A 23,159-nucleotide genomic window follows, 5' to 3' on the forward strand; every position below is an offset into this window, starting at 1 on the left:
GGAGTGCTCGGTTCCGGCGGAGGCGTGCCCCTAGCCGGTTACTCGCTTGGCGATCGCGTCGCCGATCTGCGCGGTCGAGCGGGCGCCGAGCCCGGCGCGCTCGGCCAGGTCGTCGGACACCGCCTGCTCGACGCGGCGGGCCGCGCCGGCCGCGCCGACGTGGTCGAGCAGCATGGCGACGGACAGGATCGTGGCGGTCGGGTCGGCCTTGCCCTGCCCGGCGATGTCGGGCGCGCTGCCGTGCACCGGCTCGAACATCGACGGAGCGGTGCGGTCGGGGTTCACGTTGCCGGACGCGGCGAGCCCGATGCCGCCGGCGATCGCGGCGCCGATGTCGGTGATGATGTCGCCGAACAGGTTGTCGGTGACGACCGTGTCGAACCGCTGCGGCTGGTTCACGAAGAACATCGTCGCGGCGTCCACGTGCACGTAGTCGGTGGAGACCTGCGGGTACTCCTCGCCCACCCGCTTGAGGACGCGCTGGTAGAGGTCGCCCGCGAACGTGAGGACGTTGTCCTTGTGGACGAGGGTCAGCTTCTTCCGCGGCCGGGACGCGGCCACCTCGAACGCGTACCGGACGACCCGCTCCACGCCGAAGGCGGTGTTCACGCTCTCCTGCGTGGCGACCTCGTGCGGGGTCCCCTTGCGCAGCACGCCGCCGACACCGGTGTAGGGGCCCTCGGTGCCCTCCCGGACGACGACCATGTCGATGTCGTCCGTCTTCACGCCCGACAGCGGCGTGGTGACGCCCGGGAAGAGCTTCACCGGGCGCAGGTTGACGTAGTGGTCCAGCTCGAACCGGGTCCGCAGCAGCAGCCCGCGCTCCAGGACACCGCTCGGCACGCTCGGGTCGCCGACGGCGCCCAGCAGGATGACCTCCTGCTCGCGCAGCTCGTCGAGGACCGTGTCGGGCAGCGTCTCGCCCGTCCGGTGCCAGCGGGCGGCGCCCAGGTCGTAGGAGGTCTGCTCGAACGCCAGGCCGCTGGTCGGAGCGACGGCCTCAAGCACCTTGAGCCCCTCGGCGACGACCTCGGGACCGATGCCGTCACCCGGGATGACGGCCAGGCGAATGCTGCGGGAAGCCATGGGCGCACTCTACTGCAAACGTCTCACTGCTTGGGCCTTCATCTCAGATTCCGGGACAAGAGCCCGCAATCCCCGCACATGCCGCCACCTGGGACGCGGTAGTAGAGGCAGCAGTTGCGCCGGACGAAGCCGTCCGCCTCGAAGGCTCCCGCACCCGCCAGCGGTTCACGCCCGAGCAACTCCCGCACGAGCGCCGCCCGGAACCCTCCAGACGGCCCGACGTTGAGGCTCCCCGCAAGCGCAGACACCGCGTTGCCCCACACCAGCCCGTCCGCAAGCGAGACGAACGACAGCATCGTCTCGCGCAACGCCCTGAGATGCCCGTCCACGACCATGGGATGAACAAGGTCGGCGGCCTCCCCGACCCCCTCGACCCGCCATCCCCGCGGCTCGGCAAGCCCCAGAGCAACGGCTTCGCCAGGCGCCCAGCGCCACCGCAGATCCGCTAGATCAGGAACGATCCCACGCGCAGCCGCCGCCACGACAGGCGACCACAACCGCGAAGCAAGTCCCTGGAACAGGATGGACGCGGCAACACGCCGCTCCCCCGTACCGAGCCGCTCGCCGTACTCGACGGTCGCCCCGAGCACCCATTCGTCATCCGGAAACGGCCGCCACCCCGCCCCGACGGCCGCCCCGGTAACGATCTCGAAGTAAGGCCCAAGCCCGGCGACCTCACCGAGCAGATCCGCGACACCCTCACCCACCACACCCCCAGTCTGCACAAACCAGATTCCGAGGTGACGGTGAGAGCCGTCTAAGCGCTATGCGGACCCCACGGACGCAGCGACATCAACCACCGCCGCAACCCGCAGCGACCTAAAGGTCCGCGATCGCGTCCGAAGGCAGGTTTCGAGCGAAGCAAGAAACCTGATCGCGCAGCGAGCCGCTAGACGAGCCGAAGCGATGCAGCGATCGCACCGCATTGCCCGTTGAAGGGAGGGCCCCCAGGGCCCGACCGCCGAAGGCAATGCAAAGCAAACTAGTCAGCTCTGCGGTCCAAGGCGGTCTGGAGGGCGCGGGCCGCCTCTTCCTGGGCGTCGTCTTCGGGCGTGTTGGTCCAGGTGTCGTTCATGATGGTTCGCTCCGATTGCTGGGCTGGTGCCGGAGGGCCGCCGGGACGCCGTGGTTCGCACGGTCCGGCGCGGACATCGGGCTGACGGCCAGGCAGAGCCTCCGCAGCGGGTGCCGGCCTGCCGATGTTCAGGCCCCGCTGCGGCAGCGAAGGATTACCACGAAGCGCCGCATGACTACCTGCGAGATTACCCGCCATCTCGAGGGTTGTCCCGACCCGTGGCCAAGAATCTCACCATTCGAGACCGTGCGGGGTGTGAGAAACGGCACGGGCGGACGCCGGAGAGCGTCCGCCCGTGCCGTTTCGCCGCTGGTGGCGGTCAGCCGTCCAGGTCCACGCGGCGGCCCATGTCGGCGCCGACCTCGCGGCTGATGGCGTCGATGAGCTGCGGGCCGATGGCGGAGTCGACGGTCAGCGCGATCAGCGCCCTGCCGCCCTTGACGTCCCGGCCGACCTGCATGCTCGCGATGTTGACCTGCTCGTCGCCGAGCAGCCTGCCGACGGTGCCGACGATCCCGGGGCGGTCGACGTAGGAGAAGAACGCCATGTGCTCGGTCGGGACGAGCTCCATGTCGTAGCCGTTGATCTCGATGATCCGCTCGGCGTGCTTCGGGCCGGTGAGCGTGCCGGAGACCGACACGACCGAGCCGTCCGACATCGTGCCGCGCACCTGCACGACGTTGCGCCAGTCGGGGCTGTCCTCGCTGGTGGTGAGGGTGACCTCGACGCCGCGGTCGCGGGCGAGCAGCGGCGCGTTGACGAACGTCACCGTCTCCTCGATCACGTCCACGAACACGCCCTTGAGCGCGGCGAGCTCCAGCACCTTGACGTCGTGCTCGGCGATCTCGCCGCGGACCACCACGTCCAGCCGGACCGGGACGCCGCCGGCGAGGGCGGTGAAGATGCGGCCGAGCTTCTCGGCGAGCGGCAGGCCGGGCTTGACGTCCTCGGCGACCGCGCCGCCCTGCACGTTCACCGCGTCCGGCACGAACTCGCCGGACAGCGCGAGCTTCACCGAGCGGGCGACCTGCGTGCCCGCCTTCTCCTGCGCCTCGTGGGTGCTGGCGCCGAGGTGCGGGGTGACGACGACGTTGTCGTGCTGGAACAGCGGGCTGTCGGTGCAGGGCTCGGTGCTGAACACGTCGATGCCCGCCCCGGCGACCCGGCCGTCCTTGAGCGCGACCTCCAGCGCCGCCTCGTCCACGATCCCGCCGCGGGCGGCGTTGACGATCCGCACGGTCGGCTTGACCTTCTGCAGCTCGCGGTCGCCGATGAGGCCGAGGGTCTCGGGCGTCTTCGGCAGGTGGACGGTGATGAAGTCGCTCTCGCGGAGCAGCTCGTCGATCGTGACGAGTTTCACGCCGAGCTGGGCGGCGCGGGCGGCCTGGACGTACGGGTCGTACGCGAGCACGTTCATGTCGAAGGCGGCGAGGCGCTGGGCGACGAGGACGCCGATGCGGCCGAGGCCGAGGACGCCGACGGTCTTGCCCTGCAGCTCCACGCCGGTGTACTTGGACCGCTTCCATTCCCCCTGCTTGAGGGCGGCGTGGCCCTGGGGGACGTTCCGCGCGGTCGCGAGCAGCAGCGCGACGGCGTGCTCGGCGGCGGTGACGATGTTGGACGTCGGCGCGTTGACGACCATGACACCGGCCTTGGTGGCGGCCTCGACGTCGACGTTGTCGAGTCCGACCCCGGCGCGGGCGACGACCCGCAGCTTCTTAGCGTGCTGGAACACCTCGGCGGTGACCTTGGTGGCGCTGCGCACGATCATCGCGTCGACGTCGGCGACGGCGGGCAGCAGCTGCTCCCGGTCACTGCCGTCGACGTGGCGGACCTCGTAGTCGGCCTCCAGCACGGCGATCCCGGCCGGTGAGAGTTCTTCTGCGACGAGGACGACGGGCTTGCTCAAGGAAACGTTCCTTCGGAAGTGGATGTTCGTATGGTGTGTGCAGGTGAAGTCGCGGGTCACCTCGTCGTGCCCTCGCCCCCACGCGAGTCTATCTCCCGGTGCGGAGCTGGATTCCCGGCAGGGAGACACCCACCGATAACTCCGGTTCGTCCCCTGCCGGCTCAGGCCGCGTTCGGCTCGGGCACCGCGGCCAGGACGGACGCGACGCGCTCGGCGTCGGCGACGTGGACGTGCGGCACGTCCACGAAGACCCGCAGCGGCCCCTCCGGAAGGCCCAGCTCTTCGGAGACCCGGAGCTGGACCTCGCGGAGCGGGATGTAGGTCAGGTAGGCCCGGTGCACGTTCTGCGACCGGAACATCGCCGTCATGATCAGCCGGTAGCCGCGGATGCGGAACGACAGCGCGGTGAGGCACGGCAGCCCGTCCGCCGGCTCGCCGGGGATCGTCAGGGAGATCCACGCGCTGGTCGTCCACGGCCGGGCGCGCAGCAGGTCCACCACCCAGCGGATCTGGTCGTTGCCCTGAAGGTCGTGCAGCCTCGGCCAGTAGCGTCCCGGGACGTTGCGGCGGGTGCGCTCCTGCGCTCGCCGCACGAGCCGGGTGCGGTCGCCGTGCTCGTGGAGGATCGGGTCCTCCCAGCTCAGCGAGGAGATCTCGAACAGCGCCGGCGGGCCCTCGATGATGGGCCCGGCGTCCTCCATGCCGGCCTCGCCGGCCGCCCATACGTGCCGCAGGACGCCGATCCACGCCTGCCCGCAGGTCTCCCAGCGCCGGACGGCCCTGTCGTCTCGCGCCGGCACGTCACGACTCCCCGCCGCAATTCGCCCGATGGCCCGCGGCGCGGAACCGGGAATTACCTGCCTGTGACATTGACCGGTGGAAGACGAATTCCGTCCCGCCTCCGGCTCGTGACACTCCGTCGTTCTTGAACAGCATCACACCACTCATGCGCTCCGCCCCAACACCGCTCCGGCGGCGGTCACATGAACGTTCGCGCAGGTTCGCCCCGCACCGGCCGCGGCCGTCACGGCTTTCTTCAAGTATCAGGCAAAGAGCGCCGAAACGATAGGGTAATTTATCCGGCAGGTGCCTTCACCGGCATTCTGACCCGTGACAGGATCACCAGTCACTTGGACAATCTGTCCAAAAACCGAGTTTATCGGCACGGTGAGTCGGGCGGCCCTCCGGCCGCGAGCGCTCCGGCGACGCGCCGCCCGGCGCGTCCGCGCGGACCGATGTCGCGGGCCAGGCAGGTCGCCATGGCCGGACGGCTACATCGAACAGGCGGCGACGGAGACACGCCACGAGGTTTCACTGTGTGCAACGACCCGGAGCCTTAACGTGACCGATGTTCCCGGCCGATCAGGAGTGAACGTGACCTCGGACTGCACCATCAGTGTCCTGCGCGACGTCCTGCGCGTGTACGACCACCGCTACCTGGGCCTCGACCGGCTCCAGCGGGAGCGGCTCGTGGACGGCACCCGGCATGTCATCGGCGAAGAGGGGCTGAGCGAGGCAGTGCGCGCCGCGATGCCCGCGTCCGCCCGGCTCAGGGCGTTCTGCATCCAGCACGGCCTGCGCGAGGAACTGGAGCGGCTGATCCGCGACGAGGTCGAGGGCGGGCCCGGGGGCGCCGTCGTCGTCGGCGGCCGGATCTACGCGATGTACCCGTACCTGCGCGGCGTCCCCCGCCAGGACGCCGACATCACCACCGAGGTCGGCGTCGACCACCGGCTCGACTCGGTCTCCTGGCAGGGCAAGAGGATCCGCATCCGGGGGTTCGCGGCGCTGCAGCGCGTCGAGACGAACCGGACGGTCGTGGACGTCATCCTGCGGGAGCGCACGTCGGGCAAGGAGCACGGCTTCCCCGCCGACCCCCGGCACGACCGGCCCGGCGGGTTCGAGGTCCACATCGACCCGGTCGTCGTGCACCCGGGGCGCTGGGACGCCCACGTCGCGGCGACGGCGCTGGGCGTGACGCGCGAGGCCCGCTTCGGGTCCGTGCGCGCCGAGGAGCTGAAGACCTCGCCGCAGGGCCGCACCGCGGGCGCGCGGGACGCCGGGTTCTACTTCACCCGGGGCGGCCACCTCGCGCTCATCGTGCACGAGCTCCCCGGCGACACCTCGCTGCGGGCGAGGCTCCTCCGCCGCTTCAAACGCTGACCTGCGGCGCGCCCTCGCCGCACGGCGCCCGCCGGGTGACGGTCGCCCGGTGACGGGTGCCCGTGACGGCGCACCGCAGGTCGCGGAGGCGACTAGTCGTTCAGCCAGCTCATCATCGGGCGCAGCTCGCCGCCCGTCTTCTCGATGGGGTGCGCGGCCAGCTCGTCGCGGTACTGCTGGAACTGCTTCTGGCCGCCCTCGAACTCGTCCACCAGCTCCTTGGCGTACTGCCCGGACTGGATCTCGCCGAGGATCTTCTTCATCGCGGCCTTGGTCTCCGGCGTGATCACGCGCGGCCCGCGGCTGTAGCCGCCGTACTCGGCGTTGTCGGACACCGACCAGTACATCTTGTGGATGCCGCCCTCGTACATGAGGTCGACGATCAGCTTCATCTCGTGCAGGACCTCGAAGTAGGCGACCTCCGGCTGGTAGCCGGCCTCGGTCAGCACCTCGAACCCGGTCTTGATCAGCTCGGAGACGCCGCCGCACAGCACCGTCTGCTCGCCGAACAGGTCGGTCTCGGTCTCCTCGGTGAAGGTGGTCTTGATGCCGCCCGCGCGGAGGCCGCCGATGGCCTTGGCGTAGGAGAGGGCCAGCGGCCACGCGTTGCCGGTCGGGTCCTTCTCCACGGCCACGATGACCGGGACGCCGCGCCCGGCGACGTACTGGCGGCGGACGAGGTGGCCCGGGCCCTTCGGCGCGACCATCGCCACGTCCACGCCCTCCGGCGGCTGGACGAGGTCGTAGCGGATGCTGAAGCCGTGCCCGAAGAACAGCGCGTCGCCCTCGACGAGCGCGGGCTTGATGTCCTTCTCGAAGATCTCCCGGTGGTGGTGGTCCGGGGCCAGCAGCATGATCAGGTCGGCCTCCTCGGCCGCCTCCGCCGGGGTGACGACGCGCAGGCCCTCGGCCTCCGCCTTCGCGCGGCTCGCCGACCCCTCGCGGAGCCCGACCCGCACGTCGACGCCGGAGTCGCGCAGGGAGAGCGCGTGCGCGTGCCCCTGGCTGCCGTATCCGATGATCGCGACGTGCCGGCCCTGGATCACGCCCAGGTCGGCGGCGTCGTCGTAGAACATCTCAGCCACAGTGCTGTTGCCTTTCGTTGTGGTGGTTGTGTCACGCGCCCGATGGCGTGCGGTTCAGCTGCCGGGTGCCGTCAGGCGCTGCGCTCCATGGCGCGCAGCGAGCGGTCGGTGATGGAGCGGGTGCCGCGGCCGATGGCCACCATGCCCGACTGCACCAGTTCCTTGATGCCGAACGGTTCCATGATCCGGATGAACGCGTCCAGCTTGTCGCGGTTGCCGGTCGCCTCGATGGTGACGGCGTCCGGCGCGACGTCCACCACCTTGGCACGGAAGAGCTGGACGGTCTCCAGGACCTGCGAGCGCGTCTCGGCGTCGGCGCGCACCTTGACCAGCACGAGCTCGCGCTGGACGGACGCCGAGGAGTCCAGCTCGACGATCTTCAGGACGTTCACCAGCTTGTTGAGCTGCTTGGTGACCTGCTCCAGGGGCAGGTCGGCGACGTTCACCACGATCGTCATCCGGGAGATCTCCGGGTGCTCGGTGACGCCGACCGCGAGCGACTCGATGTTGAAGCCGCGCCGGGAGAACAGCGACGCGACCCGGGCCAGGATGCCGGGCTTGTTCTCCACGAGCACCGACAGGGTGTGCAGGCTCATCGGGGTCAGTCTCCGTTCTCCCACTCGGGAGCCAAGTCCCGCGCGATCTTGATGTCGTCGTTGGTGGTGCCGGCCGCGACCATCGGCCACACCATGGCGTCCTTGTGCACGATGAAGTCGATCACGACCGGGGCGTCGTTGATCTCCATGGCCTTGGCGATGACCTCGTCGACGTCCTCGGCCTTCTCGCAGCGGAGGCCGACACAACCGTACGCCTCGGCGAGCTTGACGAAGTCGGGGATGCGCTTGGCGGCGTGCAGATTCGTGTTGGAGTAGCGCTCGTTGTAGAAGAGCGTCTGCCACTGCCGGACCATGCCGAGGTTCCCGTTGTTGATCACGGCGATCTTGACGGGGATGCCCTCGATCGCGCAGGTCGCGAGCTCCTGGTTGGTCATCTGGAAGCAGCCGTCGCCGTCGATCGCCCAGACCGTCGCGTCCGGCGCGGCGACCTTGGCGCCCATCGCCGCGGGGACGGCGTAGCCCATCGTCCCGGCGCCGCCGGAGTTCAGGAACGCGCCCGGCCGCTCGTACTTGATGAACTGCGCGGCCCACATCTGGTGCTGGCCGACGCCCGCGACGTAGTACGCGTCCGGCCCGGCGGCCTTCCCGATGCGCTCGATCACGTACTGCGGGGACAGGGAGCCGTCGTCCGGCGTGTCGTAGCCCAGCGGGTACGTGTCGCGCCAGGCGTCGAGTTGCCGCCACCAGTCGGTGTAGTCGCCCTTGCGGCCGGCCTCGTGCTCGTTCTGCACGGCGACGATGAGGTCGGCGATGACCTCCCGGGCGTCCCCGACGATCGGGACGTCGGCGTGCCGGTTCTTGGAGATCTCCGCGGGGTCGATGTCGGCGTGCACGACCTTGGCTCCGGGCGCGAACCCGTCGAGCTTGCCGGTGACGCGGTCGTCGAACCGGGCGCCGAGGGTGACCAGCAGGTCGGCCCGCTGCAGCGCGCCGACCGCGCCGACGGCGCCGTGCATGCCCGGCATGCCCATGTGCAGCGGGTGGCTGTCGGGCAGCGTCCCCTTGGCCATCAGCGTGGTGACGACCGGCGCGCCGGTCAGCTCGGCGAGCACCTTCAGCTCGGCGGACGCGCCGGCCTTCAGGACGCCGCCGCCGACGTACAGCACCGGGCGCTCGGACGAGACGATCAGCCGCGCCGCCTCGCGGACCTGCTTGCTGTGCGGCCGGGTGACGGGCCGGTACCCGGGGAGCTGCAGCGGGACGGGCCACTCGAAGTCGACCGTGGCCTGCAGTGCGTCCTTGGCGATGTCGACGAGGACGGGGCCGGGCCGGCCGGTGGAGGCGATGTGGAACGCCTCGGCGATCGTGCGGCCGATGTCGGCGGCCTTGGTGACCAGGAAGTTGTGCTTGGTGATCGGCATCGTGATGCCGGCGATGTCGGCCTCCTGGAAGCCGTCCGTCCCGATGAGGGACGACGCCACCTGCCCGGTGATGGCCACCATGGGGACCGAGTCCATGTAGGCGTCGGAGATCGCGGTGACGAGGTTCGTCGCGCCCGGCCCGCTGGTGGCCATGCACACGCCCACCCGGCCGGTCACCATCGCGTAGCCCTGGGCCGCGTGGCCGGCGCCCTGCTCGTGCCGGACGAGGATGTGGCGCAGCTTCGCGGAGTCGAAGAGCGGGTCGTAGGCCGGGAGGATCGCGCCGCCCGGGATGCCGAACACCGTGTCGACGCCGACGTTCTCCAGGGCGCGGACCAGCGCCTGGGCTCCCGTCATCTGTTCGGTCGTCATGATCTGCGTTTTCCTTGGGGAGTGGTTGGAGGCTCGCCGGGCAACAAAAAACCCCCGCCGCCGTGAGGCGGTCGAGGGGAGGCGCGCAGGACGAGGAGCTTGGTCAGCCTGCGCGCCGACCAAGTACTACGAGGATGGTGATGGTGCTCTGCACGTGCCCACTTTCGCCGATGTCCGGCCCCCGGTCAAATCCGTGGACGCTTTGTCTCAGATGCCGAGACGATTTTCCGCCGCCGCTCAGCCCGGCAGCGGCAGCGCGACGTCGCCGGACGGGGCGTGCCCTTCCAGGTTGGTGCGCACCAGCGACTCGACCCGCCCGGCCGCCATCGGGCGCGCCACCAGGAAGCCCTGGCCGCGCGGGCAGCCCATCTCGCGCAGCGCCTCCAGCTGCTCGGGCCGCTCGATGCCCTCCGCGACCACGGTCAGCCCGAGGTCGCTGCCGAGCCGCACGATCGTCCGGGTGAGCAGGGTGCGGGTCTCGTCCGACCCGAGGCCCGCCACGAAAGACGGGTCGATCTTGATGACGTCGACGGGGAGCTGCCCGAGGTAGGCGAGCGAGGCGTAGCCGGTGCCGAAGTCGTCGATCGCGAGGCGCACCCCGAGGTTCCGCAGCTCGGACAGGCGCTCCACGTTCTGGCCCGCGTCCTCGACGAGGACCTCCTCGCGCACCTCCAGCGTGAGGGCCTGCGGCGGCAGCCCGGTCTCCTCCAGCGCCGCCGCGACCGACTCCACGAACCGGGGCGCGGCGATCTGCCGGGCGGTGAAGTTGACCGACAGGCCGACGTCCCACGCGTCCCCGCGCCACCGCGCGACCTCGCGGCACGCCTCCCGCAGCACCCAGTCGCCGAGCGGGACCATCAGGCCGGACTCCTCCGCCGGGCCGATGAACTCCTCCGGCGGGACGGCCTCGCTGCCCCGCCACCAGCGCAGCAGCGCCTCCACACCGGTCACCCGGGACGTCGCGAGGTCCACCATCGGCTGGAACTCGATCGCGAACTCCTCCTCGGCCAGCGCCTGCTGGAGGTCGCTGCCGAGCTCCAGGCGCCGGACGACGTCCGCGTGCATGTGCGGCGCGTACACCTCGACGCGCCCGCCGCCGGCCTCTTTCGCACGGGCCATCGCCAGGTCGCCGTTGCGGAGCAGATCGGCCGCGGTGCGGCGGAGCCGGCGGCCCGCCTCGGCGGCGTTCCCGGCGGCCGCGCCAGCGGGCTGCTCCTCGTCCCCGGCGAAGGCGATGCCGACACTCGCCGTCAGCACGATGTGCTTGTTGCCCACCTGATAAGGGTCGACCGAAAGTGCGCGCAGGAGCCGTCCCGCGAGCTCGACAGTGGCGCGCGTCTCACCGTCGTCCGGCGGCAGCTGGACGAGGACGGCGAACTCGTCACCGCCCCAGCGGGCCACCGTGTCGTCGGCGTGGACGGTCGCGCGCAGCCTCCGGGCGGCCTGCGCCAGCACCTGGTCGCCGGCCGCGTGCCCGTCGGAGTCGTTCACCGCCGTGAAGCCGTCCAGGTCGACGAACACGACCGCGACCTCGCCGCCGGACGGCTCGTGCCGCGACAGCACCTCCCGGGTGCGCTCCTCGAAGTAGGACCGGTTGGGCAGGCCCGTCAGGCCGTCGTGGAACGTCAGGTGCGCCACCTGGCGCTGCAGCGCCGCCTGCTCGCTGAGGTCCCGGGTGGTGACGAGCAGCCGCGTGGGCGCGCCGTCGGACCCGCTGTAGCGGGAGATCGTGGACTCGGTCGGCAGCCACGTCCCGTCCGCCGCGCGCACCCGGCACGACACGCGCAGCGCCTCGTCGACGGACTCCTCGTCCAGGACCTCGCGGAACACGTCCTCGACGCGCGGCAGGTCCTCCGGGTGGACGATCTCGTGCAGCGGGCGCCCGAGCAGCTCGTCGGGCTCGTAGTGGTACGTCCGCAGGGCGCCGGCGCTGGCGTACTGGACGGTGGCGTCCACGTCGCAGATGAGCACGGCGTCGTTGATGCTCTCCGACAGCGCCCGGAAGTGCTCCTCGCCGGTCTCCACGGCGCGGCGGAGCGCGTCGTTCTCGCGGAGCAGGCCCGCCAGCCGCGCGATCAGCACCAGCGCCGCGGTGCCCGCCACGATCGAGATGCCCGGTTCGAGGCCGTTGTGCCCGGTGAGCGAGTGGCCGGCGATGAACATGGCGGCCGCGGCGGCGATCGCCGCGGGGGCGATGCCCGGCCCGATCATGCGGCCCTGCTTCCCGCCGGTGCGGGCGACCGCGTCCGGCTCGGCCACGTCGTCGGGGATGTCGTCGACCGGCGGCGCGGGCTCGGCGGCCGGGCCCGTCCACGGCACCAGCAGCAGGAGCAGCAGCCCGGCCAGGCGCAGGATGTCGGACGGGTCGTCCGCCGGTCCGCCGCCGTCCAGCCGGACGAACGTCGTCACGATGTCGGCGGCCGCGATGGCGGCCAGCGCGCCGTACCCCATCCAGGCGAGCCGCCGGTGCCCGCGCGCGGCTCCCAGCACGAAGGGCAGCGCGCCGCAGACGAACACGATGCCGATCAGCGGGTACAGCAGCTCCAGCAGGAACTCCGGCGGCGACTCCCCCGTCCGGTGGTAGAGCGCGCCGAACAGGGCGACCCAGCCGAGCACGAAGAGGGCGCAGGCGCAGACGTAGGTGTCGGCGGCGTAGCGCAGCCACGTCCCGGCGTCCCGGGGCAGCCTGATCGGCGCGACGAGGCCGATGACGAGCGCCACCAGGGCGAGCAGGTAGAAGAGGTCGGGCACCGACAGGGACAGGGCGCTGCGGCGGTATCCGTCGATCAGGGCGGCGCCCACGGCGCCCGCGAACCACGACGCGGAGGCGATCCCGTACCAGCGCCAGGAGGTGGTCCAGACGCCGCCGGGCGCGGTGTCCGGCTGTCCGCCGCTCGGCCGCCGGGCCGACAGCAGCAGGGAGACCGCGGCGGCGCCCGCGGCACCCGCCTCGGCCCAGGTGATGAAAGTGTTGCCGCCCCAGCCGAGAAGCGAACCGGTGGCGTACAGGACGCCGACGACGGCGGCCATGGCGACCGGCAGCGCACGCGGCGGCACCCGCCTGGCGTAATCGCCGCTCATCTCGCCGTGTCCCTTCCTGCCCCGGTGGAGCGTTCGGTCCCTGCAGACGCCGCACCGCGCCAGGGGGAGATTTCGGGTCCCGACCTTCGCCATATAACGGACGGAAGATCATGGATCGTGCCCGCGCGGGGGTCGGCGCGAGCCGGTGGCGAGCGGGTCGGCCTCGCCTGCCGGAGATCAGCGACGTCGCTGCCCTACGGGATCACCGTCGCGCTCAATGTACGTTCCATAGGTCACGGAGCGATTGAGGCTGAGCGTCCTCCCGGAGACAAACGACCTCGTCGAAAACCGATTTGGGACACCCGAAAGCCGATCGTCACGGATGCGGTGTCCTGCCCTGCGTCACGCAGAGTGAGCATTATTCGGGGGCCGTGTCCGGGTACGAATATCGCGCCGTGCAGGGAAATGACCTCGCCCGGATTGGAACGGCCGGCCGTGCGGATCCGTACTAACTACGGGAGGTGCTCATGCGAAGGCACATGATCGTCCCGGTCCCGGCCGTCGTGGTCTCGGCCGTGCTGGTGCTCGCGGCCTGCGGGTCGCCGTCCTCGGATGAGGACGGCGGGGTCCGCACGCCGCCGCCGGCGACCGCGAGCGGCACGGCCGGGACGGGCGGCGGCACGGGCGGCACGGGCGGCACCGCCGAGCCCGGCGAGCCGCGCGCCGTCGCCACCGGCCTGGAGGTCCCGTGGGCGGTGGCGTTCCTGCCGGGCGGCGACGCCCTGGTGACCGAACGCGACAGCGCCCGCCTGATGCGCGTCACCCGGTCCGGGGAGAAGAAGGCCGTCGGGGAGGTGCCCGGCGTGGAACCCGGCGGCGAGGGCGGCCTGATGGGCGTGGCCGTCTCCCCCGGGTACTCCGATGACAAGCTCGTCTACCTGTACTTCACGGCGGCGTCGGACAACCGCGTCGTCCGCGCCTCCTACGACGGCGGCGAACTCGGCTCGCCCGAGCCCGTCGTCACCGGCATTCCGAAGGCCGGCAACCACAACGGCGGCCGCATCGCGTTCGGCCCGGACAAGATGCTCTACATCGCCACCGGGGACGCCGGCGACAGCGACCTGTCCCAGGACAGGGACTCCCTCGGCGGCAAGATCCTCCGCGTGACCCCGGACGGGAAGCCCGCCCCGGACAACCCCTTCGGCAACCGCACCTGGACGTACGGCCACCGCAACGTGCAGGGACTCGCCTGGGACGACGAGGACCGCATGTACGCCACCGAGTTCGGCCAGAACCGCTTCGACGAGATCAACCTCATCGAGCGCGGCAACAACTACGGCTGGCCCGAGGTCGAGGGCGAGGGCGACCGCGAGGGGTTCACGAACCCCCTCCTGACCTGGACGACCGACGAGGCGTCCCCGTCCGGTCTCGCCTACGCCGACGGCTCCCTCTGGGCCGCCGCCCTGCGCGGCGAACGCCTCTGGCAGGTGCCCGTCGACGACGGCAAGGCGGGCCGCCCGGTCGCGCGCTTCGACTCCGGCTTCGGCCGGATCCGCGCCGTCGCGGAGGCGCCGGGCGGCTCCCTCTGGTTCGCCACCAGCAACAAGGACGGCCGCGGCGACCCGGGACCCGACGACGACCGCATCATGAACGTTCCCCTCGGCTAGCCGTCCTGCCCACCGGGGCCGGCCGAGGGGAACGGCGCTGCGTCAGGAGGCGCCGAGCTTCTCCAGGATGAGCTCGCGGGCGCGGCCGGCGTCGGCCTGCCCCCGGGTGGCCTTCATGACGGCGCCGACGAGGGCGCCGGCGGCGGCGACCTTCCCGGCGCGGATCTTGTCGGCCACGTCGGCGTTGTCGGCGATGACCTGGTCGATCACTGCGGACAGCTCGCCGTCGTCGCTGACGACCTTGAGCCCGCGGGCGGCGACGACCTCGTCCGGGCCGCCCTCGCCCGCGAGGACGCCCTCGAACACCTTGCGGGCCAGCTTGTCGTTCAGCTCGCCGGCGGCGATCATCGCCTGGACGCGGGCGACCTGCTCGGGCGTGATCGGCAGGTCGGCGAGCTCCACGCCCTGCTCGGTGGCGCGGCGGGACAGCTCGTTCATCCACCACTTGCGGGCGGCCGCGGCGTCCGAGCCGTGCGCGATCGTCGCCTCGATGAGGTCGACGGCGCCGGCGTTGACGACGTCCCGCAGCTCCAGGTCGGAGAGGTTCCACTCCTGCTGGATGCGGCGCCGCCGCGCGGCCGGGAGCTCGGGCAGCGACGCACGGATCTCCGCGACCCACTCCCGGGACGGCGCCATCGGCACCAGGTCGGGCTCGGGGAAGTAGCGGTAGTCCTGCGCCTCCTCCTTGCTCCGGCCGCTGGTGGTGCGGCCCGTGTCCTCGTGGAAGTGGCGGGTCTCCTGGATCACGCGGCCGCCGTCGGAGAGCACGCCGGCCTGCCGCTCGATCTCCGACCGGACGGCCCGCTCCACCGAGCGGAGCGAGTTGACGTTCTTGGTCTCGCTCCGGGTGCCCCACTCGGCCGCGCCCCGCGGCATGAGCGAGACGTTGACGTCGCAGCGCATCGAGCCCTGCTCCATGCGCACGTCCGAGACGCCGAGGGAGCGGACCAGCTCGCGCAGTTCGGTCGCGTAGGCGCGGGCGACGAGCGGCGCCTTCTCACCGGTCGCGACGATCGGCTTCGTGACGATCTCGACCAGCGGGATCCCGGCCCGGTTGTAGTCGACCAGCGAGAACTCGGCGCCGTGGATGCGGCCGGTCGAGCCGCCGACGTGCAGCGACTTGCCGGTGTCCTCCTCCATGTGGACGCGCTCGATCTCGATCCGGTACGTCTCGCCCTCGACCTCGACCTCCAGGTGCCCGTCGACGCAGAGCGGCTCGTCGTACTGCGAGATCTGATAGTTCTTCGGCATGTCCGGATAGAAGTAGTTCTTCCGGGCGAACCTGCACCATTCGACGATGTCGCAGTTCAGCGCCAGGCCGATCTTGATGATGCCCTCGATCGCGGCGCGGTTGGTGACCGGCAGCGACCCCGGCAGCCCCAGGCACACCGGGCACACCTGCGTGTTCGGCTCCGCGCCGAACCCGGTCGCGCAGCCGCAGAACATCTTCGAGGCGGTGCCGAGCTCGATGTGCGTCTCGATCCCGAGCACCGGCTCGTACTTCGCGAGCGCCTCGTCGTAGTCCATCAGCGTCGGAGTGGTCACTTCGCCTCCACCAGTGCGGGGGCCTGCGCCAGCAGCGGGCCGCCCCAGCGGTCTTCGAGGGCCCGCTCGACGGCGGCGCCGACGCGGTACACGCGGTCGTCGCCGAGGACGGGCGCCATGATCTGCAGGCCGGCCGGCAGGCCGTCGGCGAGGCCGCACGGCACGGAGATCGCGGCGTTGCCGGTGAGGTTGGCCGGGATCGTGCACAGGTCGGCCAGGTACATCGCGATCGGGTCGTCGGCGCGCTCGCCGATCGGGAACGCGGTCGTCGGGGTGGTCGGCGACACCAGCACGTCGACCTGCTCGAACGCGGCCTCGAAGTCGCGCTTGATCAGCGTGCGGACCTGCTGCGCCTTGCCGTAGTAGGCGTCGTAGTAGCCCGACGACAGGGCGTAGGTGCCGAGCATGATGCGCCGCTTGACCTCGGGCCCGAAGCCCTCGGCGCGGGTCAGCGCCATGACCTCCTCGGCGCTGCGGGTGCCGTCGTCCCCGACGCGCAGGCCGTACCGCATCGCGTCGAAGCGGGCGAGGTTGGACGAGCACTCCGACGGGGCGATCAGGTAGTACGCGGGCAGCGCGTAGGTGAAGTTCGGGCAGGACACCTCGACGACCTTCGCGCCGAGCGACTCCAGCAGCTCGACCGCCTCGTTGAAGCGCGCCGACACGCCCGGTTCGTAGCCCTCCCCCGCGAACTCCTTGACGACGCCGACGCGGAGCCCGTCGACGTCGGCGCGGCGCGCGGCCTCCACGACCGGCGGGACGGGCTCGGGCACCGACGTCGCGTCCATCGGGTCGTGGCCGCTGAACGCCTCGTGCAGCAGCGCCGCGTCCAGCACGTTGCGGGCGAAGGGGCCGGGCGTGTCCAGCGACGACGCGAACGCGATCACGCCGTACCGGGACGACCCCCCGTAGGTGGGCTTCATGCCGACGATGCCGGTGACCGCCGCGGGCTGCCGGATCGAGCCGCCCGTGTCGGTGCCGGTGGACAGCGGCGCCTCGAACGCGGCCACCGCCGCGGACGAGCCGCCCGACGACCCGCCCGGGATCCGGTCCAGGTCCCAGGGGTTGCGCGAGGTGCCGTAGGCGCTGTTCTCCGTGGACGAGCCCATCGCGAACTCGTCCATGTTCGTCTTGCCGAGGATCACCAGCCCGGCCTGGCGGAGGCGGGCCGTGATCGTCGCGTCGTACGGCGGCCGCCACCCCTCGAGGATCTTGGATCCCGCCGTGGTCGGCATGTCGGTCGTGGTGAACACGTCCTTGTGCGCGATGGGGACGCCGGCCAGCGGGCCGAGCTCCTCCCCCGCCGCGCGCCGCTCGTCCACCCTGCGGGCCTGCGCCAGCGTCGCCTCGCGGTCGACGTGGAGGAACGCCTTCACCTTGCCGTCCACGGCCGCGATGCGGTCCAGGTGCGCCTCGGCGACCTCGACCGCGGAGACCTCACCGGCGGCGAGCAGCTCGCCGAGCTCCGCCGCCCCCTTCCCGACCAGCTCCATCAGGCCTCCTCGTCCAGGATCCGCGGGACGCGGAAGCGCTGCTCCTCGGCCGCGGGCGCGCCCGCGAGGGCCTGCTCGGGCGCGAGGGACTCGCGCACCTCGTCGGCCCGGTAGACGTTGGTCAGCGGCAGCGCGTGCGAGGTCGGCGGGATGTCCTCCGCGGCGACCTCCTGCACCCGCGCGACCGCGGAGATGATCTGGTCGAGCTGGGCGGCGAGATGGTCGAGCTCATCGTCGCCGAGCGCCAGCCGGGACAGCCGGGCGAGGTGCGAGACCTCTTCACGGGTGATGGCGGACATGAGAAAACCGTTCCTGCGGATCGATGGGATTCGCCGCCCATCCTATGGCCCGCACCCCTCCTACCCGACCCGATCACCACCCGGCACGCCGCTATTGCTGCCCGGGAGGCGCCTGGCCCGGATGAGCCTGGTACCCGGGCTGCGGCTGGCCGGGGTACGGCGGCGGGTAGCCCGCGGCACCGGGCGGCACGGGCTGCGGCCGGTACTGCGGCTGCGCGACCGCGGAGGCGCCCGAGAGGATGCTCCCGGCGAAGGTGGCGAGCGCGAGGACGCCGAACCCGCCGAGGATGGCCACCTGGACCGCGTACTTCTGGTTGCTGTCGGCGGTGACCGCGATCATGGAGAAGATGAAGCAGGCGATCGCGCCGCCCATGGCCATGAGCGCGACGGCCACCCGTGAACTGTTACCCATGCGCGGAACAGTAGCGACGCCCGCCGACTGTTGGACCGGAGTCCAACGATCTTGCGATGCTTTTCCGGAAATCTACCCACATTGTTTAGTTCGCCCTGTGCGGGAACCCTCTGGTCGTCCCTCAGGACGAGCGAGAGGAGACCGCCGTGACCATCGGCGGCAGCATCGCGCTCCTCATCATCGGAGCGATCCTGGCCTACGCGGTCAACTACGACATCAGCGGCATCGACATCCGCCTGGTCGGCGTGATCCTGATGGTCGGCGGCCTGGTCGGCCTGGTCGTCGGCATCGTGCGGATCGCCTCCGCCCGCCGCGCCGTCGACCGCCGCCCGCCCCCGCCCGTCGTCCGCGAAGAGCACTACTACGAGGACGAGTACCGCCGAGGCTACTGACCCCGGTGTGAAGCATGCCGTCCCAACGGCCATGCGTGCGCCCAATGCTGTGCTTGGTCGCGATGTCCGTTGACGGCAGGTCAGGCCCGACCGCCAAGGGCAATGCAAAAAGCTACGCCGCGGGTTCTGGGGCTCGCTGCATGTGGCGGCGGAGCCAGTCGGTGGCGGTCTCGGCGTCCATGGGGCGGCCGAAGTGCCAGCCCTGGGCGGCGTCGCAGCCCATATCGCGGAGCATCTGGGCGGTGGCGGGGTCTTCGACGCCTTCGGCGACCGAACGCAGGCCCAGCGTGCGGACGAGGTCGACGATGGAGCGGACGATGACGGCGTCGTCGGTGGACTCGGTGAGGCGTCCCACGAACGAGGCGTCGATCTTGATCTCCTCGACGGGGAGGCGCTTGAGCCGGACGAGCGAGGAGTAGCCGGTGCCGAAGTCGTCGAGGCTGAGCGGGATGCCGAGGTCGGCGAGGGCGCTGACGGTGTCGGAGGCGTAGGCGGGCTCGTTCATCAGGATCCGCTCGGTGATCTCCAGCTGGAGGGCCGCGGCGGGGAGGCCGCGGGCGAGCAGGCCCTCCTCGATGGTCTCGGTGAGGCCGGTGTCGAGGAGGTCGCGTCCGGAGGCGTTGACCGCGACCTGGACGGTGAGGTCCTCGCGCCACCACGCGGCGGCCTGGGCGAGGGCGGCCTGCACGACGTGGTGGGTGATCGAGCGCATCAGGTAGGTCTGCTCGGCGACGGACAGGAACGCCTCCGGTTCGAGGACGCCCTTGTCGGGGTGCCGCCAGCGCAGGAGGGCCTCCATGCCGACGAGCTGGCCGTCCCGGAGGGAGACCTTCGGCTGGTAGAACAGCTCCAGCTCGGAGCGGTCGATGGCGCGGCGCAGGTCGCCGAGCATGCTCAGCCGGGCCGGGGAGTTGCGGTCCTTGGCGGGCGAGTAGATCTCGACGCCCGTGCGGGCCTCCTTGGCGTTGTACATGGCGACGTCGGCGCGCTGCAGGAGCAGCTCGAAGTCGGGCGCGTGGTCGGGGAACAGCGCGATGCCCACGCTGCCCTCCAGTTCGAACGACATGCCGTCGAGCCGGACGGGTTCGCTGAGCGCGGCCCGTAGCCGGGCGGCGACCTCGCGGGCGGCGGCCTCGTCGCGGACGGACGGCAGCAGCACCGCGAACTCGTCGCCGCCGAGCCGCGCGACGAGGTCGCCGGGCCGGACGCTGTGGGTGAGGCGGTGCGCGACGAGCTGGAGGAGGCGGTCGCCGGTGGGGTGCCCGAGGGTGTCGTTGACCTCCTTGAAGCGGTCGAGGTCGAGCAGGAACAGGCCGGCGCGGTCGTGCTGCGGCTCGCTCCTGCGGCGGCGCGGCCTGCCGACCGCGGAGCGCGGGGCGCGCTTCCCGGCGCCGCGCGCTTCGGCGAGGGCCTCCTCGGTCCGGACGATGAGGAGCTTGCGGTTCGGGAGGCCGGTGAGCCCGTCGTGCAGGGCCTGGTGCTCGCGCCGGACCGAGACGGAGGCGTTCAGGTACACGGCGATGAACGGCAGGACGATGAGGGGCACGAACAGGGCGGAGCGATCCATCGCCACGACCATCAGCGGGGCCAGCCCGAGCAGCGCGAGGTGCACGAGGACCTGGTAGCCGAGGTCGACGCGGAGCGCCTTGGCCAGCGAGATCCGCTCGTGCAGGGCGACGGCGGAGCCGACGAGCGTGTGGTTGCAGGCGAAGTAGACCGCCCCGGCGAGCGCTATCGCGGGCAGGTCGCCTCCGTCGGGCACCCACAGGGCCGTCGGCGTGGCGAGATCGCCGAAGACCGCGAGGACGAGCTGGGCGGCGGCGAGGCTGAGGGTGTACTGGGCGGCGTTGAAGGCGATGCGGTGCGCGCTGCGGCCGCGCAGGATCCCGCAGGTGATGACGGCGACGACCTGGAGGGCGGCGGCGATCGGCAGGCCCGCGTACAGCAGCGCGGCGAACGAGAAGGTGGTGGAGGTGGTCGCGCCGTTGTTCTCCCTGGAGCCCGGGGTGATGATGGGGCGCAGCTCGCCGTAGACGATGAAGCAGCCGAGGATCCAGAAGACCGGCGCGCCGGCGAGCGCGTCCAGGTCGGCGCCGCTCAGCCCGGAGAACGCGGTGGCGCACGCGGCCACGCCGAGCAGGATGACGACGACGAAGTAGATCCACAACGGGGAGCCGCGGCGCGGGGCCGTGTTCCGTGTGTTGTTCGGGTCCTTCATCACATCCTCGGGGGGTTCGGGGGCCGGCCCCCGGCTCCGGGCGTCCCCGGTCTCGGGGGACGCTTCCCGGGCGTTACGTCCGGAGATTCAGGTGTAGGTCGTGATGAGAGGGAGAGTACGGCCTTCGCTCAACTTCGCGAAACCGATTGCGTACGTTGCGTTATGCCCATATCGCACCCACCCCTCACCGTTGGGTAGTTGAAGTGTACCCCTGAGTAACGCAAACCTGGTGGAAGTACCCCGAACACACCGCGTCATCCGTCGACGCGCACCGTCACATTTCTGGCCGCATCCGGCCCCTCGGCGAGCAGGACGCGGAAGCCCTCCTCCGCCAAGACCGGAACGCCCAGTTTGACGGCCTTGTCGTATTTGGACCCGGGACTGTCGCCCGCGACCAGGAAGCCCGTCTTCTTCGACACCGAGCCCGACACCTTGCCGCCGAGCCGCTGCACCGCCTCGGTCGCCGAGTCGCGGCTGTACCCCTCCAGGGATCCGGTGATCACCACCGTGACGCCCTCCAGCGGGCGCGGGCCCGCCGCCCCCTCGTCCTGCATCCGGACGCCCGCGGCCCGCCACTTCTCGACGATCTCGCGGTGCCAGTCGACCTCGAACCACGCCTTGATCGACGCGGCGATCGTCGGCCCGACCCCGTCGACCGCCGCCAGCTCCTCCTCCGAGGCATTGGCGATCGCGTCCATCGAGCGCATCTCCCGCGCCAGGTCGCGCGCCGCCGAGGGCCCGACGTGCCGGATCGACAGCGCCACCAGCACCCGCCACAGCGGCTGCCTCTTCGCCTTCTCCAACTCGTCGAAGAGGATCTCGACGGTCTTCTTCGGCTCGCCCTCCTTGTTGGCGAAGAACGACACCACCTTGGGCTCGCCGGTCTTCGGGTCGGTCTTGGACGTGCCCGTACGCGGGTCGAGCACGAGGCTGCGGATCGGCAGGAGCTGCTCGACGGTCAGGTGGAACAGGTCGCCCTCGTTCTTGACCGGCGGCTCGGCCGGTTCGAGCGGCTGCGTGAGCGCGGTCGCCCCCACGTAGCCGAGCGCCTCGATGTCCAGCGCGTTGCGGCTGGCCACGAAGAACACCCGCTCGCGCAGCTGCCCCGGGCAGTACCGGGCGTTCGGGCACCGGATGTCGGCGGCGCCCTCCTTCTCGTAGGCCAGCTCGGTGCCGCACTCGGGGCAGTGCGTCGGCATCTGGAACTCGCGCTCGGACCCGTCCCGCAGCGCGGTCACCGGCGCGACGATCTCGGGGATCACGTCGCCGGCCTTGCGCAGCACGACGGTGTCGCCGATCAGCACGCCCTTGCGCTTCACCTCGCCCTCGTTGTGCAGCGTGGCGCGCTCGACGGTCGACCCGGCGACCTTGACCGGCTCCATCACGCCGTAGGGGGTGACGCGCCCGGTCCGGCCGACGCCGACCTTGATGTCGAGGAGCTTGGTGTTGACCTCCTCCGGCGGGTACTTCCACGCGATCGCCCACCGCGGCGCCCGGCTCGTGGAGCCCAGCCGCCGCTGCAGTGAGAACTGGTCGACCTTGACGACCACGCCGTCGATCTCGTAGGGGGTGGCGTGCCGGTTCTCGCCGTACTCGGCGACGTACGCGCGGACGGCGTCCATCCCGTCGAGGACCCGGTACCGGTCGCTGACCGGCAGCCCCCAGCCGCGCATCAGCTCGTAGGCCTCTGACTGGCTGTCGGGCTGCGTCCCGCCGCGCCAGGCGCCGAAGCCGTGCACGAGCATGCCGAGCGGCCGGTGCGCGGTGACGCGCGGGTCCTTCTGCCGGAGCGACCCCGCGGCCGCGTTGCGCGGGTTGGCGAACGGGTCCTTGCCGGCCTCCACCTGCGCGGCGTTGACCTGGTCGAACCCCTCGACGGGGAGGAAGACCTCGCCGCGGACCTCCAGGACGTCCGGCCAGCCCTCCCCCGCCAGCCGGTGCGGGATGTCGGCGATCGTGCGGACGTTGTTGGTGACGTCCTCGCCGGTGCGCCCGTCGCCGCGGGTCACCCCGCGCACGAGCCGGCCGTTCTCGTAGGTGAGCGCGATGGCCAGCCCGTCGATCTTCAGCTCGCACAGGTACCCGGCGACCTTGCCGACCTCCTTGACGACGCGCTCGTCCCACGCCACCAGCTCGTCGGCGCTCATCGCGTTGTCGAGGCTCTGCATCCGCTCCAGGTGCTCGACGGTCGCGAAGTCGGTGACGATCGGCGCGCCCACCCGCTGCGTCGGCGAGTCGGGGGTGACCAGCTCCGGATGCCGCTCCTCCAGCTCCTGGAGCTCCCGCATCATCCGGTCGTACTCGGCGTCGGTGAGCGACGGCTGGTCGAGGACGTAGTAGCGGTAGTTGGCCTCGTCGATCTCCTGGCTCAGCTCGAGATGCCGCTGCCGGGCCTCGGTGGGAACGCCGTCGCTCATGGTCATGACCCCTATTGTCGTCAACGC

General features: G+C 71.3%; 17 protein-coding genes. 3 read left to right on the plus strand and 14 right to left on the minus strand.

The window, feature by feature from the left end:
- Positions 1 to 30: 30 nt before the first annotated feature.
- The 4 genes from IEZ03_RS09580 to IEZ03_RS09595 all read right to left on the minus strand — a co-directional run bounded on the left by IEZ03_RS09580 (position 31) and on the right by IEZ03_RS09595 (position 4,870).
- Positions 31 to 1,086, minus strand: coding sequence for a 3-isopropylmalate dehydrogenase (locus IEZ03_RS09580; protein ID WP_184887145.1), 1,056 nt, complete (start codon positions 1,084 to 1,086; stop codon positions 31 to 33).
- Between the two features lie 38 nt (positions 1,087 to 1,124).
- On the minus strand, positions 1,125 to 1,796 hold the full coding sequence (locus IEZ03_RS09585; RefSeq protein WP_184887147.1) for a (2Fe-2S)-binding protein: 672 nt from the start codon (positions 1,794 to 1,796) through the stop codon (positions 1,125 to 1,127).
- Positions 1,797 to 2,480: 684 nt separating this feature from the next.
- Positions 2,481 to 4,070, minus strand: a complete 1,590-nt coding sequence (serA, locus tag IEZ03_RS09590) for a phosphoglycerate dehydrogenase (protein ID WP_184887149.1) — start codon at positions 4,068 to 4,070, stop codon at positions 2,481 to 2,483.
- Between the two features lie 161 nt (positions 4,071 to 4,231).
- Positions 4,232 to 4,870 (minus strand): thymidylate synthase family protein, encoded by a 639-nt coding sequence (locus tag IEZ03_RS09595; protein WP_229808164.1) that lies wholly within the window; start codon positions 4,868 to 4,870, stop codon positions 4,232 to 4,234.
- 574 nt (positions 4,871 to 5,444) lie between these two features.
- Between IEZ03_RS09595 and IEZ03_RS09600 the strand changes: the two genes are divergently transcribed.
- Entirely contained in the window at positions 5,445 to 6,233 is a 789-nt protein-coding gene (locus tag IEZ03_RS09600; protein ID WP_184887151.1) for a hypothetical protein, read from the plus strand.
- Between the two features lie 92 nt (positions 6,234 to 6,325).
- On the opposite strand, the gene ilvC is transcribed toward IEZ03_RS09600, so the two are convergent.
- The 4 genes from ilvC to IEZ03_RS09620 all read right to left on the minus strand — a co-directional run bounded on the left by ilvC (position 6,326) and on the right by IEZ03_RS09620 (position 12,749).
- Positions 6,326 to 7,309, minus strand: a complete 984-nt coding sequence (ilvC, locus tag IEZ03_RS09605; RefSeq protein ID WP_184887153.1) for a ketol-acid reductoisomerase — start codon at positions 7,307 to 7,309, stop codon at positions 6,326 to 6,328.
- A gap of 80 nt (positions 7,310 to 7,389) precedes the next feature.
- On the minus strand, positions 7,390 to 7,914 hold the full coding sequence (gene ilvN / locus IEZ03_RS09610; protein ID WP_184887156.1) for an acetolactate synthase small subunit: 525 nt from the start codon (positions 7,912 to 7,914) through the stop codon (positions 7,390 to 7,392).
- A 5-nt stretch (positions 7,915 to 7,919) separates the two neighbouring features.
- Positions 7,920 to 9,791 carry an acetolactate synthase large subunit gene (locus IEZ03_RS09615; RefSeq protein WP_268248527.1) on the minus strand — a complete coding sequence of 624 codons (1,872 nt, stop codon included), beginning with the start codon at positions 9,789 to 9,791 and terminating at the stop codon, positions 7,920 to 7,922.
- 114 nt (positions 9,792 to 9,905) lie between these two features.
- Positions 9,906 to 12,749: a putative bifunctional diguanylate cyclase/phosphodiesterase gene (locus IEZ03_RS09620; RefSeq protein WP_184887160.1), complete on the minus strand. Its 2,844-nt coding sequence runs from the start codon at positions 12,747 to 12,749 to the stop codon at positions 9,906 to 9,908.
- 467 nt (positions 12,750 to 13,216) lie between these two features.
- Between IEZ03_RS09620 and IEZ03_RS09625 the strand changes: the two genes are divergently transcribed.
- Positions 13,217 to 14,356 carry a PQQ-dependent sugar dehydrogenase gene (locus IEZ03_RS09625; protein ID WP_229808165.1) on the plus strand — a complete coding sequence of 380 codons (1,140 nt, stop codon included), beginning with the start codon at positions 13,217 to 13,219 and terminating at the stop codon, positions 14,354 to 14,356.
- Positions 14,357 to 14,398: 42 nt separating this feature from the next.
- Here the strand turns inward: IEZ03_RS09625 and gatB are convergent, their stop codons facing one another.
- The 4 genes from gatB to IEZ03_RS09645 form a co-directional block, all read right to left on the minus strand.
- Positions 14,399 to 15,883, minus strand: coding sequence for an Asp-tRNA(Asn)/Glu-tRNA(Gln) amidotransferase subunit GatB (gatB, locus tag IEZ03_RS09630; protein ID WP_184890818.1), 1,485 nt, complete (start codon positions 15,881 to 15,883; stop codon positions 14,399 to 14,401).
- Positions 15,884 to 15,897: 14 nt separating this feature from the next.
- Positions 15,898 to 17,394: an Asp-tRNA(Asn)/Glu-tRNA(Gln) amidotransferase subunit GatA gene (gene gatA, locus IEZ03_RS09635; protein WP_184887162.1), complete on the minus strand. Its 1,497-nt coding sequence runs from the start codon at positions 17,392 to 17,394 to the stop codon at positions 15,898 to 15,900.
- The gene (gatC, locus tag IEZ03_RS09640; RefSeq protein ID WP_184887164.1) at positions 17,394 to 17,693 is read right to left on the minus strand and encodes an Asp-tRNA(Asn)/Glu-tRNA(Gln) amidotransferase subunit GatC; all 300 of its coding nucleotides are present in this window, start codon (positions 17,691 to 17,693) and stop codon (positions 17,394 to 17,396) included. The genes gatA and gatC overlap by 1 nt, the downstream gene beginning before the upstream one ends.
- Positions 17,694 to 17,784: 91 nt before the next feature.
- Positions 17,785 to 18,105 carry a hypothetical protein gene (locus tag IEZ03_RS09645; RefSeq protein WP_184887167.1) on the minus strand — a complete coding sequence of 107 codons (321 nt, stop codon included), beginning with the start codon at positions 18,103 to 18,105 and terminating at the stop codon, positions 17,785 to 17,787.
- A 146-nt stretch (positions 18,106 to 18,251) separates the two neighbouring features.
- Between IEZ03_RS09645 and IEZ03_RS09650 the strand changes: the two genes are divergently transcribed.
- Complete coding sequence (locus IEZ03_RS09650; protein WP_184887169.1) at positions 18,252 to 18,497, plus strand: DUF6458 family protein; 246 nt, start codon at positions 18,252 to 18,254, stop codon at positions 18,495 to 18,497.
- Between the two features lie 112 nt (positions 18,498 to 18,609).
- On the opposite strand, the gene IEZ03_RS09655 is transcribed toward IEZ03_RS09650, so the two are convergent.
- Positions 18,610 to 20,715, minus strand: a complete 2,106-nt coding sequence (locus IEZ03_RS09655; protein WP_184887171.1) for a putative bifunctional diguanylate cyclase/phosphodiesterase — start codon at positions 20,713 to 20,715, stop codon at positions 18,610 to 18,612.
- A gap of 254 nt (positions 20,716 to 20,969) precedes the next feature.
- Positions 20,970 to 23,138: an NAD-dependent DNA ligase LigA gene (gene ligA / locus IEZ03_RS09660; RefSeq protein WP_184887172.1), complete on the minus strand. Its 2,169-nt coding sequence runs from the start codon at positions 23,136 to 23,138 to the stop codon at positions 20,970 to 20,972.
- Positions 23,139 to 23,159 lie beyond the last annotated feature (21 nt).

This window comes from Actinomadura livida (assembly GCF_014648675.1).
Classification (GTDB): Bacteria; Actinomycetota; Actinomycetes; order Streptosporangiales; family Streptosporangiaceae; genus Spirillospora; species Spirillospora livida.